The sequence below is a fragment of the Paenibacillus contaminans genome, from assembly GCF_003285015.1.
GTDB classification, from domain to species: Bacteria; Bacillota; Bacilli; order Paenibacillales; family NBRC-103111; genus Paenibacillus_V; species Paenibacillus_V contaminans.
Genome location: NZ_QMFB01000007.1, coordinates 208,267 through 226,446, shown reverse-complemented (window position 1 = coordinate 226,446; position 18,180 = coordinate 208,267). Strand labels below are relative to the sequence as shown.

At 46.7% G+C, this 18,180-nt stretch carries 16 protein-coding genes and 1 riboswitch; of the genes, 1 reads left to right on the top strand and 15 read right to left on the bottom strand.

The features are described from left to right. Positions 1-135: 135 nt before the first annotated feature. The 13 genes from DQG23_RS14515 to DQG23_RS14460 all read right to left on the bottom strand — a co-directional run bounded on the left by DQG23_RS14515 (position 136) and on the right by DQG23_RS14460 (position 14,874). The gene (locus DQG23_RS14515) at positions 136-855 is read right to left on the bottom strand and encodes a YheC/YheD family protein (RefSeq protein ID WP_158560493.1); all 720 of its coding nucleotides are present in this window, start codon (positions 853-855) and stop codon (positions 136-138) included. 267 nt (positions 856-1,122) lie between these two features. Further along, positions 1,123-2,511, bottom strand: a complete 1,389-nt coding sequence (locus tag DQG23_RS14510; protein WP_113031575.1) for an ABC transporter substrate-binding protein — start codon at positions 2,509-2,511, stop codon at positions 1,123-1,125. Between the two features lie 21 nt (positions 2,512-2,532). Next, positions 2,533-3,627 (bottom strand): efflux RND transporter periplasmic adaptor subunit, encoded by a 1,095-nt coding sequence (locus DQG23_RS14505; RefSeq protein ID WP_113031574.1) that lies wholly within the window; start codon positions 3,625-3,627, stop codon positions 2,533-2,535. 98 nt (positions 3,628-3,725) lie between these two features. After that, positions 3,726-4,604 carry a carbohydrate ABC transporter permease gene (locus DQG23_RS14500; RefSeq protein WP_113031573.1) on the bottom strand — a complete coding sequence of 293 codons (879 nt, stop codon included), beginning with the start codon at positions 4,602-4,604 and terminating at the stop codon, positions 3,726-3,728. Positions 4,605-4,617: 13 nt separating this feature from the next. Continuing rightward, the gene (locus DQG23_RS14495) at positions 4,618-5,490 is read right to left on the bottom strand and encodes a carbohydrate ABC transporter permease (RefSeq protein WP_113031572.1); all 873 of its coding nucleotides are present in this window, start codon (positions 5,488-5,490) and stop codon (positions 4,618-4,620) included. 17 nt (positions 5,491-5,507) lie between these two features. Beyond that, positions 5,508-6,191, bottom strand: coding sequence for an N-acetylmuramoyl-L-alanine amidase family protein (locus tag DQG23_RS14490; protein WP_113031571.1), 684 nt, complete (start codon positions 6,189-6,191; stop codon positions 5,508-5,510). Positions 6,192-6,352: 161 nt separating this feature from the next. Further along, complete coding sequence (locus tag DQG23_RS14485; protein ID WP_113031570.1) at positions 6,353-8,089, bottom strand: sensor histidine kinase; 1,737 nt, start codon at positions 8,087-8,089, stop codon at positions 6,353-6,355. After that, on the bottom strand, positions 8,086-8,769 hold the full coding sequence (locus DQG23_RS14480; protein WP_113031569.1) for a response regulator transcription factor: 684 nt from the start codon (positions 8,767-8,769) through the stop codon (positions 8,086-8,088). Before DQG23_RS14480 ends, DQG23_RS14485 begins: the two co-directional genes overlap by 4 nt. A gap of 350 nt (positions 8,770-9,119) precedes the next feature. Further along, positions 9,120-9,995 (bottom strand): amidohydrolase family protein, encoded by an 876-nt coding sequence (locus tag DQG23_RS14475; RefSeq protein ID WP_113031568.1) that lies wholly within the window; start codon positions 9,993-9,995, stop codon positions 9,120-9,122. Between the two features lie 483 nt (positions 9,996-10,478). After that, complete coding sequence (locus DQG23_RS43435) at positions 10,479-10,604, bottom strand: hypothetical protein (protein ID WP_272949047.1); 126 nt, start codon at positions 10,602-10,604, stop codon at positions 10,479-10,481. After that, complete coding sequence (locus DQG23_RS14470; RefSeq protein ID WP_238177891.1) at positions 10,601-11,557, bottom strand: tyrosine-type recombinase/integrase; 957 nt, start codon at positions 11,555-11,557, stop codon at positions 10,601-10,603. The genes DQG23_RS43435 and DQG23_RS14470 overlap by 4 nt, the downstream gene beginning before the upstream one ends. 324 nt (positions 11,558-11,881) lie before the next feature. After that, entirely contained in the window at positions 11,882-13,594 is a 1,713-nt protein-coding gene (locus DQG23_RS14465) for a methyl-accepting chemotaxis protein (protein WP_113031567.1), read from the bottom strand. A gap of 152 nt (positions 13,595-13,746) precedes the next feature. Then, a riboswitch (cyclic di-GMP riboswitch) is annotated at positions 13,747-13,837 on the bottom strand. Between the two features lie 329 nt (positions 13,838-14,166). Continuing rightward, positions 14,167-14,874 (bottom strand): SGNH/GDSL hydrolase family protein, encoded by a 708-nt coding sequence (locus tag DQG23_RS14460; RefSeq protein WP_158560491.1) that lies wholly within the window; start codon positions 14,872-14,874, stop codon positions 14,167-14,169. A gap of 139 nt (positions 14,875-15,013) precedes the next feature. Between DQG23_RS14460 and DQG23_RS14455 the strand changes: the two genes are divergently transcribed. Next, positions 15,014-15,913 carry an AraC family transcriptional regulator gene (locus DQG23_RS14455; protein WP_158560489.1) on the top strand — a complete coding sequence of 300 codons (900 nt, stop codon included), beginning with the start codon at positions 15,014-15,016 and terminating at the stop codon, positions 15,911-15,913. A gap of 83 nt (positions 15,914-15,996) precedes the next feature. Here the strand turns inward: DQG23_RS14455 and DQG23_RS14450 are convergent, their stop codons facing one another. Together DQG23_RS14450 and DQG23_RS14445 are read right to left on the bottom strand one after the other, a co-directional pair. Then, complete coding sequence (locus tag DQG23_RS14450) at positions 15,997-16,989, bottom strand: alcohol dehydrogenase catalytic domain-containing protein (RefSeq protein WP_113031564.1); 993 nt, start codon at positions 16,987-16,989, stop codon at positions 15,997-15,999. Next, positions 16,986-17,993: a zinc-dependent alcohol dehydrogenase gene (locus DQG23_RS14445; RefSeq protein WP_113031563.1), complete on the bottom strand. Its 1,008-nt coding sequence runs from the start codon at positions 17,991-17,993 to the stop codon at positions 16,986-16,988. The genes DQG23_RS14450 and DQG23_RS14445 overlap by 4 nt, the downstream gene beginning before the upstream one ends. Positions 17,994-18,180: the final 187 nt, after the last annotated feature.

Below are 18,180 nucleotides of genomic sequence, written 5' to 3'. Positions count from 1 at the left end.
TTAATAATAATCGAATAATCCCGCCTGTTAACGCATCGAAGCTACCGATAAGCTTCTTCGGCAGCTTCGATTTTTTTGACGATCAAACAGACTCGCTTCTGCATATGATGAAACGGCGAACCGGCCGCACGTCTGTTATCGCTTATTGTAATGGATCATACGTTTGTAGATCTCTTTATCCTCCAGGAAAGTAAAAATGCCAATTGAAGGACGTACGTTTACCTCAATAATCCACACGTTTCCCGTATCGTCGATGCCAATATCCAGTCCCAGCTTATTCACCTTCCATCGCTTCAGATGCCGTGCTGCGCTCAAAGCAACATAATCGACAATCTCTTCCGCCACGTATGACAAAGAAGCAGCCGTCATGGCTTGCTCAAAAGGAAGAATCATTTTGGAAGCATTCGTCACAATATACCCGTCCATCGCTACTTTTACAGCCTTTCCCGTTACTTCCCATGGACAGCCGTAACGCTTTCGCTGAACCATAACTCGAATATCAAACGGGCAGCCGTCAATTTTTGCTAACGGTATCGCTTGTTGAACAATACATCTTTTATTTTTACATGCATAATCATTGTTCAAAAAGTATGCGATCTGCTCCTTGCCCGATTCGGTCACATGTTGATTTTCAATATGATAGTCGTAGCGGTTATCTCCGGCATCGGAAACCTGAAGCACACCATAACCCAATCGGCCCGTGCAAGGTTTAACGATTACCTTCTTATCTCTTTCGAGCATCGACCAAAAAGCATTTTCGGTATATAGCAACGTTTCAGGCAGATGATTGGAAAGTCCGCTGCATGTTTTTAGCAAATGATATTGACTCCATTTTTCCGTAAACAGCCGCTTCATCTGCCATCCTCCCATGATGTCGATATAAAATCGAAGTAATTATTCGTATTCTCCAATGGACTGCGTTGCTTGTTTGTCTGTCATGGATAAGCCAAAAAGGAAAACCGCTTCGTCATTTCGACCAAGCGGTTTTTTAATGGTTTACATAATTTTTATTATGTAACTTAATAAACCTTTTGAAACCGCATATGCGGCCCCGCATGTACGGAGGTGTGAGAAGAAGGAAGCTAGGTGCTCCCTCCTGCTCGATATTTTAGAAGAAATTGATTACTCATTTAAATAAGTCACTACACGGTTCTGGATGAACTTAGCGACGGCTTCAGCTGTTTTCTGGCCACTGAAGAATGCTTTCGTTTCTTCGGCAATAATCTTTTGGACAGTCGATTCATGCCCCATATCCCTGGAGCTAGGTGCTGACAGCAACTCTCGGATCAATTCGAGATCTTCAGCATTAATTTTAATGTTCCCGCTCTTTGGATCTTGCAAGACCTCTTTTGATTTTAGGTCTTCGATGGCTTTATCATTAATCGCTTTATTCATGGAGAAGCCCGTTTGACGAGGATAGGATTGCATTTCCTCGGACAATAAAAACTTCATAAACTCCCACGCATCTCTTTGCACCTTGGAATTCGCGTTCATTGCGATTTGATTGGTCGGCACGAACGAAACACCGGATCTCTGATCGGAGGAATGCGGTTTTTGATAAACTTTGCCGTTAGGATAATACAATCCAAGCCTCACAAGGTAATCGCTTGGCGATGTAATTAACGAATACATAAAACTACTGTTTTTGTTATCTACATATTCCGATTTCAGTACGTTATCATCATATAAGGTTTTGACTTGTTTAAGCATATCCATGAATATCGGGGATTCAAAGGATGCCTTTCCGCTCGCGCCATCGATCAATCGGGAATAATGATCCGAAACAAGATTGTTAATCATCGTCTCAGGAGCGATGTTCCCCATCGCGTAGCGCCTGCTGCCCTTCCCTTTCATTTGCTTACTGATATCGGCAAAGTCGCTCCATGTCCAAGACCTATCATCGATTGCAATACCAGCACTTTTGAAGGCTTCCGCATCTCCATAAAGTGCTTCCAGGTAATATTCAATGGGCAGAATGTAAGATCCGCCATTCATTTTAGAACCTTCGAGGATATTCGTTTGATATTGTTTAGGGTCGAACGAGGAATCTTTTTGAATCCACTCGTCCAGGTTAACGAAGGCTTTCTTGTTAATATATTTGTCGATAGGCAATTCGACTGTCGTAAACGCGAACAGATCCGCTCCCTTTCCTGACAATACTTCCGTCGTCGTTTGTTTGACGAATTTTTCCACCTCGGATTTGCTCAAGACGCTACCGCTGCTTTCAAACTCTTTGAGTAGAATCGTCGTATTCGGGTGGAGTTTTTCGTATTTTTCTTTGGCGAGTTGATAAAAATCGTTCGCGGCAAGAACGGAAATAACGATTGTCTTCGGTTTATTATCTAGAGGTTCGAGCCCCGGTTTGACTGAGTTTTCGTCAGAGGTTGAATTAGACGGCGCAGTAGTCTGAGATTGCCCTTGTTCGGGCTTATTATCGCTGTCGGAGCATGCGGATAAACCAACAGCCATGATGCAAAATATGATAATAGCAATAAGCTTTTTCATATTCATCCCCGCTTTCCTAATCGTAAGTTATGAATTTATTTTGTTCGTTTTGACTCTTATGCGCTCTCCGTCTAGGATCGGCTCGCTGCTCTCCAGGATAATCGGCGAATCGGGAAAAATGCCTCCTTTGACGACGGTCTCGTGCTCATTGGCATCGCCTGTTTGAACATTGACTTTTCGAGCTACGCTCGTGTTGCCCAGAGCTCCCTTTTTCTCTTCGACGACAAAAATGTAGCTTTCGCTTCCCTCACGGTGTATAGCTTTATTGGGGACAAGAATTCCACCTTCGTTCGGAGAAGAAATGCTGAGAAGGAGACTTGCTTGTTCCCCACCGCGAAGTTTCTCGTTATTTACGTTAATCAAAATACGTTTGTTCGTTGCCCCCTCCCGCTTGTCTTGGGATTCGTTCTCGCCCTGATTCATTACACGGCTCATCGTTTCCGTTGTATCCATAAGTTGAATCACACCACTCATCGTTTCCGTTGTATCCGCAATTTGGACTTGGATATCGGTTGTCTGTCCACCCCCGATAAGTCTGCTTAAGGAGGCGGGGATTTGGAGTTGCATTTCGTACCCCTGATTCGATGAGGCCAATTGGATGTCGGGACCGACACTTGCGGATGCCATTCCCTTTACGGCATTCACTTTTTGGACGATTCCATCGAAGGGTGCCTTTAATTCGCGTTCGGAAACAAGCGCCTCTTTTAAGCTGTCGAGATTTCTTTGTTGAACTTCTAAAGTAATTCTGGCGCCTTCAAGATTCCGTTTCACGGTTCGACTTAGATGCTCATCGCTGTTTCGAGAAGCTTCCACGTATTGATCCTGCAGCTCTTCAATCGCAAGCTGCTGTTGCATGAATTGGGCCTGGGCATCCAAATATCGATTCTCTGCTTCGCGGTTTGCGTAAACGACAAGTGCTTGTCCCGTTTTTACGCTGTCCCCTTTCGCAACCATTACTTCTTTGATCTCCCACCCGGATTTGTTCGATAAAGAAGCTTCGATGGCCGGTCTCAGAACGCCCTCGCCATTAAAGACATGGACGAGCGGTTCTTGTCTGCCGAGCGTGACCCAGACTTTCGGGAGGCTCATCGATAGCAGCGTATTGCTGTAAAGCGTCAGCATGAGTAGTCCGCCAATAAATAACAATAATAACCGTTTGATGGTTCTCTTTCTTTTCACATTTTCGCGTTCAGGTTCAAGGTTATTGATATGGAATCCCCCTATCCCTTGATGCCGGTCATTTGGACGCCCTGGATAAAATGAGTTTCCGCATATAAAAACAACAACAACATCGGAAACATATACAATACGGATGCGGCAAACCCAACACCCCTTGCTTCCTCTTGGATGACGGATAGATAAACTGATAACGGTTGCTTGTAGTCATCATCCAGAAAAATAAGCGGTTGTTCTACCATGTTCCAATAATCGACGAACAATAAAACGATAAGCGCAGCTAAACCTGGTTTAGCGAGAGGTAAGATGATCCGCATGAAAATGCTCAAATGGCCCGCGCCGTCCATCGTCGCGGCTTCCACATAATCATTGGGGAGCGTTTTGATAAATTGTCTAAGCATAAATACGCCGAATGCTCCGAATATTCCGGGAAGAATGATCGCTCCAGCACTGTTCAATAAATGCAATTTGTCGGCGATAATGTAGTTCGGGACGAGCGTCACTTGAAACGGCATGAGCATCGTCATCAAATAAATGAAAAATAGATTATCTCTGCCGCGAAATCGAAGCTTCCCGAAAGCATAAGCGGCTAGTGCTGCGACGATAACCTGACCTCCAATTATTAGTGCAACAAGATACACCGAGTTCCAAAATAGTTTCAGATAAGTCGGAGTCGCAATCAGTACTTTCGCATATTGCTCGAAGGAAACCCAATCGGGAATGATCTTCAAATTAACGAACGCATCTTTTCCGTTTGCGGAATCAGCGGTCATTTGACCGATCAGATCATAATTGGATCCGATCTCCTGCTCGGACATTAGTGAATTCGTTAAGGATATAACGAGCGGCGCCAACATGAGGATACCCAAAAGCGACAGTACGATCGTGATTATGCTTTTAAACACTGTGCCCCTTCGACTCATATTCCCTCCCTCTTTACTCCGTGAATGATGAAATGCGACGTTCCAAAGCGAACATACCGGAAACGATGATTAGCATGCATGCAACCATCAAGGTCGCTGCCGATGTTAGCTTCTGAACGTCCAGAGACAGAAACATATTGTTCATGTAATGTTGCAGCATGTAGATGCTGTCATGCGGGTAATCACCGGCGATTAAATACGTTTCCCGAAATATCCGGAACGAACTGACAAGCGCCATTAAGGCGACAAAAAACGTCGTGGGCGTTAGATATACCAGCGTAATTCGCGTAAATTGGTGATAAACGCCTGCACCCTCAAGTTCGGCCGTCTCGTAATAGTCCTTCGGAATTCCTTGCAATCCAGCCAGAAATAAAATTACGTTATATCCGATATTTTTCCATGCATAAACGACGGAGAGCACGACTCTCGCCCACTCCGACTTCATCCAATCCACGCGTTCAAGACCAATGCTGCTTAACCAGCTGTTTAATGCCCCGTTCCAATCGAAAAGGATTTGCCAAATGAGGACGACGGATGCAACCGGCACTACGAGCGGCAAGACGTATGCTGTCCTAAGCCAATTGCGCAAATAGATATTTTGATTCAGCAGCAGGGCTATGAAAAGTGAGATTACTACTGTAATCGGGACGCTGACTGAAGTAAATAAAGCCGTATTTATCGCAGCTTTTCGAAAAGAATCGCTGGCTAGCAAATCTTGATAGTTGGCGAAGCCTACGAACGATCCTTCGGACGTTCCATTCGTGAAGGAATAATAAACCCCCATTACGAATGGAATGAAATAAAAAACGGAAAAACCTATCGCGCTAGGCGCAAGAAAGCAGGCCGCAATACAACTTTGTTTTATTGACCATTTACGAAAGCGCATCTTTTCACCTCAGAGCATTACATTAATGCATCAACAATTCCACGAACAACCGCAGCGGATAACAGCTCTTGATAAGAGGTTGACGTAATCCGAAAATTTTCGTTTTTATTCGAAAGGTAACCAAGCTCGAGCAAAATAGCCGGTTTTATATTCTCTCGAAGTACACGATAATCTCCGAATTTTACACCTCTGTCTTTCGTCTGCAGATCCGACTTAAAAATCCCGTCATGTAATTGCTGTGCGAGCGGTTGATCGGTTGTCTCGTTGAAATAGACCGTTATTCCGTGGACGTCCGGGTCATCGTATGCATCAAAATGGATGCTGACAAACAAATCAGCGTCATGAATACTTGCCATATTCGCTCTCTCGCTTAGCGATACCGTCACATCATCGGAGCGTGAAATAATGACGTGTGCGCCTTCCTCTTGTAATTTCCGTTGAATTTTAAGTGCGGTAGGCAATGTCACGTCTTTTTCGTAAGTGTTTTGTCCCCCGATTGCTCCGACGTCTTTTCCGCCATGTCCCGGGTCGATGATGATTGTTTTTCCGTTCAGCGGTTGTGTAGGGCTGGTTGTTCCAGTAGCAGATAATGGTTGTATCGTATTTTTGTTAAAAACCCCCTCCTGTCGTAAGTTAAAAGAATAATAAGCAAGTAGGATTGCTGCGACGCCAATTGTGAAAAAACGAATGATTGTTTTCATGAATTAATAGTAATTTCCCTGTATAAAGATCAAATGGAGCCGAAATAAAGATAAGATAAAGATTTTGAGAGGTGGACTGACAAATAAAAAAACAGACTAAGGAATGGATCCATTAGCCTGCCGATATTTTCAATTCTAACGATGCATGTAAACTGATGAGATTATGCTTTCTTTAGCGAAAAGTAAAAGGCGACCCCGTTCTCGGTATTTTCTACTCCGTATGTGGAGTCGTGAAGCTCTAATATTTGTTTGGAAATCGCTAATCCTAAACCGGTGCCCCCATGAGATCGATGTCGAGAAGTGTCCCCACGGTAAAAACGATCCCACACTTTGTCTAGTTGTTCTCGAGGGATATGAACGCCATAGTTCTCTACGCAGACTATAATTTCTCCCCGGTCTTCAATTGCCGATACGATAATGCGCTCATTCGCAGGCGTATAGCAAATGGCGTTAGTCATAAAATTCGTGATGACCTGTTCGATTCGAAGCTGATTGCCTACCACTTCCGTTAGATCAAGCCGCAATCGAACGTTAAGCTGTTTGGCAGCGATGTCCAAAGCAAGTTGTTCAACTATCGACTCGATGGTCTTATCGATCGGGAATACGTCCAACTTCATTTTGTAAGTCCCGGACTCGAATTTCGCCAGTTCAAGCATATCAACGATTAAGTGATCCATTTTATCGGCTTCGTTTTCCATCGCTTCGAAATAATGCTCTTTCTTATCGCTGGCTACGCCGTCTTTGAGAATGGAGATGCAACTTTTCATGACGCTTAGCGGCGTTTTCAGTTCGTGCGATACGCCGGAAATAAACTCTTTGCGCGTGCTCTCGAGCTGTTTCTCCATTTCGATCTCTTTCCGCAGCTGTCCAATGTATGAATGAAGCGTATTGGACAAATAGTTGATATTGCGTGACAATTCGCCGATCTCATCCTTCGAGGAGACCGGTATCGACTCCGAAAAGTCCAAATTCGCAATCTTTTGAGTTGCTGTATTAAGTCTTAAAAGCGGCTTTGCGATCTTCCTGGAATAATAAAACGAGACGAGTAAAATAAGCACAAGCACGAAAACAACGATATAGACCGAGTAATCTTTGATCATTCGCGCCGCCTCGTCTACGGGCTGCAAGGAAGTCATCGCAAATAAATAAGCCGGGTCACCGTCTACGTCCTCGATGCTCTGGACAAAAAGCTTGTATTTCAAGTTGTTTTGCTCGTAATCAAACGATTGAACAGTATTGATGGGTTGAGGATTATTCGATTGCAATAGGCCGGCCTGAAAAACCTTGATCCGCTCCATAAAGAGGCTGTTCGAGAAAATATAACTCGAGGACGCTTCCGGAGGTGGAATTTGAACGTCGGTTACGGTAGCTTTGTCTTCAAAGCCAGGCATGATTAGAAGTTGGTCATTCGTCCCGTAAGTAACGAACTTGTCCTGTATTCGTACCGGCAAAATCGTAGCATCTTTTTTAATTCCGGAAATAATCAGACGTTGTTCTAGACTGAAGGCGATCCTTTTTGAAGATACATCATCTATTTTAATCAAGTGATACAACGGCACTTTGTAAGACTTGGATTTATCACTATCCAATTGAACTTCGAGAAAGAAATCGCTCGTATTCTTAAGATTACCGTAACGGTCGAGCGTCGTGATCCACGTGTTATGGTCTTGAAAGAACATTTGCTCAAGTTTCAGGATGTACGGAATGTCCATTTTCGCGGTCTTATATTCTAAATAATCCTGTTTGAATATTTCGATGTTCGCCTGTATTTCTTTCGTTTTCCTGTTCGTATAAAATTCCTTAAAAAAAATCGTTTGTCCTACGTAAATAACAGCCAAAATAAGCGTGCAAAGAGCAGTCGTGAGAAGAAATAGCTTTGCCACGATTCCGATCTTCATAAGCTATCCACGAACTTATAACCGGTCCGCACGACCGTTGTAATGTGTCGCGCTTTGTTACCTAATTTCGTTCGCAGGTTTCGTATGTGTGTATTCAAAGTGCGATCATCTCCGGCATAAGCGTATCCCCATATTTTCATGATAAGTTGCTCCCTTGAAATCACGATCCCTTGATTTTGCATCAAGTATGCTAGAATTTCGAATTCCGTATGCGTGAGGCTTACTCGCTCTCCATCCACGGTTATTGATCGCGACGGGAAATGAACATTAATGCCGTTAATAATAAATGAATCGTTCGTATTAATCGTTTTATTCGTGCGTGCCCGGCTATCGAGCAGACGCTTTGCCCTTGCTAATAGCACTGCAGGGCTATATGGTTTCGTTACATAATCGTCGGCTCCAAGCTCGAAACCGAGCAGCGTATCGTCTTCGTCTACTCGGGCCGTGAGCATAATAATGGGTACATCGGACGTTTTACGAATACGGCGGCAAACCGACCACCCGTCCATTTCAGGCAGCATAATGTCGAGAATGATCAAGTCGACCTCATGTTGTTGATACAAATCCAATCCGGTTTTACCATCTGAGGCTTCCATAACCTCATAGCCATCATTTAGAAAGTAATCCATTAAAATTTCACGAAGTATTTTTTCGTCTTCAACGATCAAAATCTTGGCCATGTCCATCCTCCACTATTATCGATCTCCATACCTTCATTTTAGCTGATTCATTGTCCAAATAAAACGAATGGAATAACAGCATGGATTCAGGGCGTCGAATGTCTGTTATTCATTATTTCACTCCCACAGTAAGATCTATTTTTCTCACGCATGCTCACTTATTCACAGGATTTCAAACTCGACAGACATGCAGAAAAAGAGTAAGAGGAACCATGTAGCGGACCAGGACAAGTATCTCTTTCCCTAGGCAAGTGGACAATGGAAACTACATGAATAAAAAAACCGGGATTCCTTGGAGTAGGAAAACCCGGCTTTTTTAACTATCGAACAGTCCTTTAGCAAAAATTCCGTTATCTTGTTGGCGCAACTTCGAGAGGAACTAATTTAAGCGAATTCCCCGCATAAATTTTACCCAATACTTCTGCAGGCAGCTCAAGCGAGTTTAGGAAATCCTGAAGATTATTGTCCCAGTCATCTCTCCCGTATAACATACGATCTTGAAACTCCAGAATGAATTCTTTACTGAAAGCCCGGTCTCTCTTTAACGCATTTAATCCCGACCCTGCTGATAAATCGCAATACAGGTTGTCGTAAGTGCGCATCAATTCCGTGACTCGCCCCCCAGCCCGTACCGGACCTTTCGGATAAGACTCCTTGAGGTAGAGATCATCGCCCGAAATATGCGCCCAAAAACCGGGTCCATGGCCCAGGAAAACAGTATCGGAGCATTGCCGGATCGCACGCTCGAAAGCATCGATTCCGCCGCCGTACCAGTAGCCTGGAGTCGCATATGGCCCGCCTTCCCCGATGCCGTAATTCACCTCGACGATAACCGGCAGCCCCCGCTTGCCGCAATACCGGAACATGCTGACTGCATCCGGATTGTCATACATCATGCGCAGCATCACTTCACCATATACGCGCACGCCGAATTGTTCGATTGCCGCCTCCAGTCTGTCTATCGCATAAGGCTTGCGAGGATCAGGCGCATAGCCGAGAACGAATTTTTCCGGCGCTTTCTCTACACAGGCCAAACAATTCGTGAAAGGAATCGGTCCAAGCTCATTGCCCCAAGTGATACGGTGATATCCGGGCGAATATTCAAATTCGGGCGTCTCCAGACTTAATAGCCAAGTCCGGTCTATGTTGTATGCTTTCATATTTTCCAAAATCTTCTCGCATGTCATGTTCAAATAGTTCGGGTGATTATGTGAATCGATGATCATCTCTTGCTCATCCCCTCTTTAGTCCGTATCCAAGCATTTAATCGACAATCGCAACATTCAAAACCTTGCCAATAACCAAACATCACACATTCAGTTTTTAAGGATAAGTGCCTTGTAAGCCCCCTTGGCCGCCGAGTAACGAGCAATCAAAAGCCGCAATCCACATAGCTTATGTCATTAACTTTTAATACCATTAAACTAATGGAGGGTGTCACTATCTTAATCTAACCTTCAACCCCATTGAACCGCCATGTACACACACTACATTTCCATCATAGTACAAATGCAAGATGGTTGTACGCCAAAACCTTTACAACGAGCGGCCATAATTTAACAAGCAACAAAAAAGAAACACTGCCCTCTCGCCATTAAAGCGATGACGCGGTGTTTCTCAACCATCGATCCCTCTTCCTTATAACGGAAATCCGTCGAAAAGCGGATCAGATCATAAAACTATCCGCCGTTTGATTCAAAGCTCCACTTTTACCGTTCTACCGTCACACTATATAAATCCGTCAGTATATCTCGATTCCGCTTATTATGAAACTGCCTCTCGAAAGTCATCCCGAGCTTCTCCGCCACTCTTCTGGTTTCTATGACTTGACTCATGTCGGCATCTCCTCTCTGACATCCCTGTGTCGTAATCCGGGGATTTTGCCCGAAATATTATTCATCGCATGCTTCAGTTGTTTATTATCGACGTGCGTATAAATTTGCGTCGTTTCGATGCTCGAATGACCGAGCAGCTCTTGAAGCGTACGAATATCCGTTCCGCTGCGGATTTGCATGGTGGCGAAGGAGTGGCGCAGCTTGTGGCTGGACAATTTTTTGGCGTGTAAATCGGGATTTTTCTGTTTGAGCTTAGCAAACATTTCTTCGGCGATCGCTTGAATCATCCTGATCGACAATCTGCGTCCGAATTGCGAAACAAAAAACGCCTCTTCCTTGCTTTTATTGGGCTCAATCCGCTCTTCTAAAGCTTGACGCATATGTACATGCAAAATATCGGGCAGCGGGATGATCCTCCACTTACGGCCTTTACCCAGCACATGAAGGGAGCCGTCCTGAGTCAGATCCTGCCTGTTCAGTCTGTGAATTTCTCCGACCCGCAAGCCGGCGTAAGCCATCAAGCATAAAATCGCCATGTTCCTTGCCGCATACTTCCCTTCCATCGGTTCGAACAAAGCTTCAAGCTGATCTTCCTCCAGATAAACGGGAATCCTGTTTTTCTCTTGCTTGGATTTGGCGATGACAGCGGCAGGATTTAGATGAAGCCGATCCATTTCCACAAGCGATTTGTAAAATGTCCGGATGGACGAGAGCTTGCGGTTTCTGGATTCGTCTCCCGCTCCGCGTTCGCGCGCCTGAGACAAGTATCCCATCATTTCCACCTTTCCAACCTCATCCAAGCTTGCAGGATAAATCGAATGAAGGAAGCTCCGGGTATCGCATAAGTAGGCGTGCTGAGTCGCTTTGGTCATACCGCGGTTTTTCATCCACATGGAAAATAAACGCAGCTCCGACTCGTATGTATCCATAACATTGTGCTTTTGACCTGCCACTCGATTTTTCACCGCCAACTATTAAAATCTCGTCCTTCAATCATACCTAAAAGAACGCTTAAGATGCAAATTGCGTGAAATTCATATTTCATGCAATTTATTTGCCTTTTTTGAATGGTAGATTTATCAGCCTTATTTAGTTTACATAACATATATTATGTCCTCAATATTTTTAACAACAAAAAAAACCAGACCGTCCGAATGACGGTCTGGTTACCAAAGAAAAAAGCATCTCTCGATTTACTGATACTCATGTCCCCTGTTAAGCTTTAAGCGACGCCATCTCCGGTAAACGGAATCGCTTTTTTGAACATATTAAACGCGTCAGCGTTTGAATCGCAGCGTCATTTCGTGGAGCTCCTGAGCCATTGTCGTTAGCGTGTGAACCGCCATCGTTACCTCTTCCATCGTCGCCAGCTGTTCCTCGGAAGAGGCGGCTACGCTTTCCGTTTTGGCGAACGTCGACTTCGTAATAGTCTCCATATCCTGCAAGGAAGCCGTAATTTGTTCGCTGCCCGCCGACATTTGCTCGGAGGATGCCGATACTTCCTGCATTTGATAGGCGACTTCCTGGACGGATTGCAGGATGTTGCGGAACGCTTCTCCCGCTTCCCTCACTATAACGGCCCCGCTCCCTACTTCCACATTGCCTTTCTCCATTGCATGAATCGCATGACCGGTCTCATCCTGGATAACGCGGATAATGCCCGCAATTCGATCGGCTGATTGCCGCGACTGTTCTGCCAGCTTTCGCACTTGATCCGCCACGACAGCGAAACCTTTGCCGTGTTCGCCTGCGCGAGCCGCTTCAATGGCAGCGTTTAAGGCCAACAAGTTTGTTTGTGACGCGATGTCGGTAATCGCATCCACGATATTTCCGATCTCCTTAGAGCGCGCTCCCAATTGATTGACAATCTCCGTCGACTCGCTAACCGTTGTTCGAATCGAGTTCATTTGCGCGACCGCTCTTTGAATGGCTGCATTCCCTTCCTCCGCCTTCTTGGAAGCATCCGCCGACATCATAGAAACGCTTGAAGAAAAATCCGCTATTCGGTTTATCCCGACAGCCATCTCCTCCATCGCTCTGACACTTTCGGTCGTGCTTTGCAGTTGTCTATTCGCCCCGGCTGCAATTTCTTGAATCGCCTGCACGACTTGATTCGTCGATTGATTGGATTGCTCCGAGCTAGCTAGGAGCTGCTGCGAATTGGCTGACAAATTTTGCGATTCCGAACCGATCTTCACGATAATCTCGCGTAACCCCGCAATCATTCCGTTAAAATCTTTCGTAAGAAGTCCGATTTCGTCATTCGAGCTGTAGTCGCCTTTAACCGTCAAATCTCCTGCCTGGGCTTTCGTCATCCAGTGTTGAATGCCGCGAATCGGGCGGGTTATCATGTTTGCAATCGCATATCCGAGACCGGAGCACAGCAGCACGGTGATCAGCGTAACGACGATGATAATCGAGCTCGCCGTCCTGGAGCTTTTTACGCTTTCTTCATAAAACATTTTCGCATCTTCCTCGTTATAGCGAACCACGTTTTCCAAAGAAGTTATCATTTCGGCGCGAATGGGCTTAAACGACTCCGCATACGCCTTGTGCGCCTCCTCCTTTTTGTTCGCAACCGCCAGATCGTCGACCTGTTTCTTCGCTTCATTGTTTTTCGGGATCAGCTCGATAAACTTCTGATACTCTTCCTTCGCTCGCTGCGACAGAACGGTTTCCTCCAGCTTCTTGCGGGTCGTCTGATTTTTTTCGCGCGTTTGGGCGATTTGTTGTTGAATTTGCGCGACCAGCTTTTCATCCTTCGCAAGAAGAAGCTCGAGCTGCAAAGCATCGATCTGCGAGTTGCCGAAAAGAAGCGCTTCGACCAAGCTGTTCGGCATCAATTTCTCTTCATACATGGCTCGGGCGTTACTGCCCATCGACTGCATGACGCCTAAGCCGGTATTTCCGATAATAAGCATGAACAAGATTGCGATTCCCAGCATAACAAAAATTTTCGTTCTGATTTTCCAATTGCGTATGTAGCCCATTTTCGATTGCCATCCTTTCAAGTACCCGTCAATTGTTTATCGCAAAAGCATATGGGCCCGGTTTACAGTATCAATTCCCTCCTGTCGAGCGTTTTCGGAATAAAAAAATCCACCCAAAAAAGGATGGATCTCAACGAGTAAAACCACCTATTTTCGGCGGCACGGCTGCCATAGACTGCTAGAGCAGTCCTTAGGCCCGTTGCTTTGCGTCCTCCCCTTTCGAAGAGTTTGCCATTATCGTATAAGCTTTAAGTTCAATCGAAAGTATAATATAGACTCGCACGATCACACAAGACCTTTTTACTAAACTTAACAATAAAAACGCAGACCGAAGTCCTACACGGCCGCTGAAAATGTAGTCTGCTAGTATGAAACTCCACAAGGATACACGCCTTTGCCGTTCTAAACGCTTTCGAAAAAAGCGGGTTCGTTAGCAAAAGCTGGGACACGCGAGTTTACCGTTGAGTTAAGCGCTTGATACGAGGTTTCATATATGTAAAAAGAACAGCCCGAAGCCGATCTCACGGCATTGGGCTGCCCTCTTCTTATAACGGTCAAGATCTTATGGACTTTCACGAAAACATCTTGTGCGCAAGCGCCTCTCCCAATTCCTCGTGGTACGCCGGATCCGGATGATTGATGCCGTTCGAAAGACGCTTATGGATATCAATGCCGTCCCGCTCCATTTGCTCCCACAAAACGTACGAATCGAAACAAGGAACTTGCTCTTTGTTTGCATATGCCCTCAGCGCTTCCACGTACATGGCGAGATATCCCGCTTCGGCAACCCGTATAAAATCAGGAACGATTTTGCGGTGCGTCTCATGCACATTTTCGTTATCCCGCTTCATCATCATTCCCGGAATCAGCAGCAAAATATCCGCGTCCGTCTCGCAACGCAAACGTTCGACAAGCTCGGAAATCGACCGAATGAACGGTTCGACGCCTTCCGGCCCGCCATGAGCGTCGTTGAGGCCGAAGGCGATCGTTACGAGATCCGGCTTATACATGAACACGTCCCGCTCCCATCGAACTCGCGAAGCAACCGCGCTATCTCCGGAAAATCCGGAATTGATAGCATTAAAGACGGTTCCCGGAAACCGGCGTTCGACGGAGCGCTTCAGAACCTGATGATAAACCCGCTCGTATTCGATAACGCCTAGCTCCATGCACCCCTGCGTGACGCTGTCGCCGAAAGCGACATAGGTGACCGCCCGCGCGCCGGGGTTTTCGATTTTCTCCCTTATTCTCTCTTGCAACCGGCTAAAAGAACTGGACATGGCCATGCCTCTCCTCTCAACATCCGCTTGGAATTTGTCCTATCCCAAAGACGAATACATTTACTGTACTTGGTTCACATGTTACAATTTGTGTGGAATTTCGTCTATTGCATTTTTGGCTAAGGAAGGATGGATTGGCATGCAGGTTCGCGCATACGGCACCGACAGCTCTATGAATCCGTCATCTCCGCCCGCATTCTCCGATCTGCTTCCTGGCGCTTTACCGGAGAGACTGGGCGGCATTCATCCCGGGCATCATGAAATGCTTTATATTGCGGAAGGAAAAGTGAAGCTGTCCACGAACAGCCGACATTACTTCATCGCAGGTCCTGCGCTGATTTTAATCCCGCTCGATACGTCCCACCGATTGGATATGGTGTCCAAGCCTTACCGATTTGCCTACTGGGAGCTTCAGGACGATCCGGCCGCCTCCTTCCCCAGTCCGCATGAATGCACGCTTTGGAACGAAATGCAGGACAAACGAGACCGGAACGCGGCCGATATGAAAATGATTTTCGAGCGTGTCGATGCGCTTAATGAAGTCATGAATGCGGATTGGGTTCGCAAACATCCGGAGCTTCTGCAGCAAATCAGCCTCTCGGACATTCAAGCGATCATGGCTTTGATCCGTCATGCCGTCAAATCGCAAATACCGGACCTGCCGAACCGGCCATTCCTCAAAAGACACTCCTCCGCTGCGGAAACGGTCGAAATGCTCGTCCGAACGATGGAAAGCACGTATTGGAACGATTTTACACTGCAGAAGCTTACCGAATTAAGCCGTTTCAACCCCTCTTACTTAATCCGCTTGTTTAAGACGTACAAAGGAATGACGCCGTTTCAATATTTGAACAATATTCGCATGAATGCAGCGGAAAAATTTTTACAAAACAGCGATATGAGCATCCAAGAGATAGCGATCATTACCGGTTATCAGAGCATCCACTACTTCAGCCGCTCCTTTAAGCAAAAATATGGCGTTAGCCCGATTCAATGGCGGAACGAGCATAACAAGGATAAACAGCTTCGCCGTCCATAAGGACAGGCGCGTTTACCGTAGAAATATAAGCACTTGATAGGTGAAACTTATATCGTCTTCTATTTGAAAATTAGCGGCAGTGCCTATCCCTGCTTCCAATCCAGCACCACGCCAAGACACGGACGGTTCTTGTCCAAAATAAGCTCCCATGCTTCTGCAGCTTGTTCGACCGGGAACCGGTGCGTAATAAGCTGTTTCGTGTGCAGCCAACCTTCGGCGATCCCTTGCAGGGAGGCATCCATCCTTCCCTTCTCCCAGCCTGAAGGACAATGAAGCGTAATTTCCTGCGCGCGCAGCTCCTGTATATCGATCAAGCCGTCCGTACCGAGAAATCCGGCCGAAACGAGATGGCTGTTATGCTTCATCAGCGGCTTCAACTCCATAACTGTCGCAAGCGATCCGACGGTATCGACGACAACGGCGATTCCGCCCGCATCAGCCAGTTCTTGGGCTGCATGCGTACGGCGTGCGTTGATCCTGCCGATTGCGTCCGGCAGCAGACTCAGCCGATCGTCGTGACGTCCGATCACCGCCACCTTCGCACCGCGGTGAAGCAGCGTATGCGCAGCCCATTGACCGACTAAACCGTCGCCGATCACGACCGCTAACTGCCCCTCTTCGATCGCAGGACGCATGCCACAGTTATAACCGACCTGGACGAGCACAAGCCCGGAATAGTCGATCGGGTCGGCATCATCCGGCAGCTTCCACACTTGACTTGCGTGCGTAACCGCCGGACTTATATGTCCGCCGCTAGGGAATGCCATACCGTTAACGCGGCTCATCGTGGCGAACACGCGGTCGCCTGCCTGCAAACCGGTCACATCCGCTCCTACAGCGGTAATGACGCCGACTTTTTGATAGCCGTTAATTTGCGGAAAAGGCATCTTGTCCCCCTCCCGGTAAGGCGTTTCGCCGGCAATTCGGTCGCATCGCAAGAAGGACGATTCCGTTCCGATACTAATCCAGGAATACTCCACATCGATGACCACTTCATCACGTTCCGGTTCCGGAATATCTACCTCCAGGTAAGCTACCTTAAGCTTTTCGGTAAAAACGACGCCATGTCCCCTCATGCCGTTCCTCCCTCCTGTGAAGCTGCGACCTCTTGTACCTTCTCTTCGGATTCCGCATCGAAATCGGTTTCGGGATAGAAAAACACTTTAATCGCTTCTTGCTTTTTCAGCAGCTCGACAGCTTCTTCATAACGCGTAAACGGCACATGATGCGTCTGCAGGCATTCCATGTCGAGTCCTTTGTTCGCAACAAGATCGATCAGCAGCTCGTGATCTCTTACGCCGACCGGACGGTATTTATAGGATTCCAGCTTTGTTCCTTTGGCCCACAAATGCTCCGGATATTTCACCTCGCCTTTCAAGACGCCGAAAATGACGACATGATCATTAACGTGGTTAAGGACATGCTGCACGGACGGAGCCGCACCGACGCAGTCATAACCCAAATCGAAACGCTGCTCCCCAAGCTCATTCGAGAGACACGCCTCTCCGAGACCGTTTTCACGGACAAAACGGACGCGTTCCTCGTTAATGTCGATGCCGACCACTTTCGAAGCGCCCCACAGACGAGCCGCTTGGATCGCCAAAATACCCGCCGGTCCGAGACCCGAAATGAGCATCGATTTTCCCCTCAAGTCGCCGAACTGCAACATGCCGATGATGACGCATTTCAGAAGCTCGAACGACGACGCTTGCTTAAAGGAAATGCTGTCCGGCAGCTTGATCAATTGTTCCTCCCGGTAGCTTGCAAATTGAGCGTATGCGCCGTTAGGCACGATATGCTCGAGTGCGGCCACCCGATCGCCCGGGCTGAAGCTGCGCACGCCGGAGCCTGCCGCGATGACGACACCGGCCATTTCATGACCGGGAAAACCCGGGGGAAGCGGGTATTCGGGCGATACGGCATAATTGAACATATCTCTGCCCGCCATCATGTTCATATCCCAGCGCGGACATGTCGAAACCACTTTGATTTCAACAAGCAACTGATGATCCTCAAGACTCGGCAACTCCGTTTCGATAATGGAATATTGTCCGGGACCGTTAATTTGCAACGCTTTCATTTTTCATCAACCTCTCCTCAATATTCGACCGCAAGCACAATCGCCGATGTGCTTTTATCGTACTCGAATAACGGCCTCGCGTCTTTGCAGCGAATATTGATTTTTGCGATTTGCCATACGTTTTTTTATCACGCAGCACCCGGCTTTCGCATTGTTGATTTGCACAAAATTGACTTTTGCGGGAGAG

Bases quoted from the DNA above. Each gene is read 5' to 3' on its own strand.
- DQG23_RS14495 (WP_113031572.1), bottom strand. From the start codon at position 5,490: ATGCGCTTTCGTAAATGGTCAATAAAACAAAGTTGTATTGCGGCCTGC.
- DQG23_RS14465 (WP_113031567.1), bottom strand. From the start codon at position 13,594: ATGGGCTACATACGCAATTGGAAAATCAGAACGAAAATTTTTGTTATG.
- DQG23_RS14480 (WP_113031569.1), bottom strand. From the start codon at position 8,769: ATGGCCAAGATTTTGATCGTTGAAGACGAAAAAATACTTCGTGAAATT.
- DQG23_RS14485 (WP_113031570.1), bottom strand. From the start codon at position 8,089: ATGAAGATCGGAATCGTGGCAAAGCTATTTCTTCTCACGACTGCTCTT.
- DQG23_RS14455 (WP_158560489.1), top strand. From the start codon at position 15,014: ATGCAGGTTCGCGCATACGGCACCGACAGCTCTATGAATCCGTCATCT.
- DQG23_RS14505 (WP_113031574.1), bottom strand. From the start codon at position 3,627: ATGCTGACGCTTTACAGCAATACGCTGCTATCGATGAGCCTCCCGAAA.
- DQG23_RS14445 (WP_113031563.1), bottom strand. From the start codon at position 17,993: ATGAAAGCGTTGCAAATTAACGGTCCCGGACAATATTCCATTATCGAA.
- DQG23_RS43435 (WP_272949047.1), bottom strand. From the start codon at position 10,604: ATGAGTCAAGTCATAGAAACCAGAAGAGTGGCGGAGAAGCTCGGGATG.
- DQG23_RS14460 (WP_158560491.1), bottom strand. From the start codon at position 14,874: ATGTCCAGTTCTTTTAGCCGGTTGCAAGAGAGAATAAGGGAGAAAATC.
- DQG23_RS14490 (WP_113031571.1), bottom strand. From the start codon at position 6,191: ATGAAAACAATCATTCGTTTTTTCACAATTGGCGTCGCAGCAATCCTA.
- DQG23_RS14515 (WP_158560493.1), bottom strand. From the start codon at position 855: ATGAAGCGGCTGTTTACGGAAAAATGGAGTCAATATCATTTGCTAAAA.
- DQG23_RS14450 (WP_113031564.1), bottom strand. From the start codon at position 16,989: ATGAGGGGACATGGCGTCGTTTTTACCGAAAAGCTTAAGGTAGCTTAC.
- DQG23_RS14475 (WP_113031568.1), bottom strand. From the start codon at position 9,995: ATGATCATCGATTCACATAATCACCCGAACTATTTGAACATGACATGC.
- DQG23_RS14500 (WP_113031573.1), bottom strand. From the start codon at position 4,604: ATGAGTCGAAGGGGCACAGTGTTTAAAAGCATAATCACGATCGTACTG.
- DQG23_RS14510 (WP_113031575.1), bottom strand. From the start codon at position 2,511: ATGAATATGAAAAAGCTTATTGCTATTATCATATTTTGCATCATGGCT.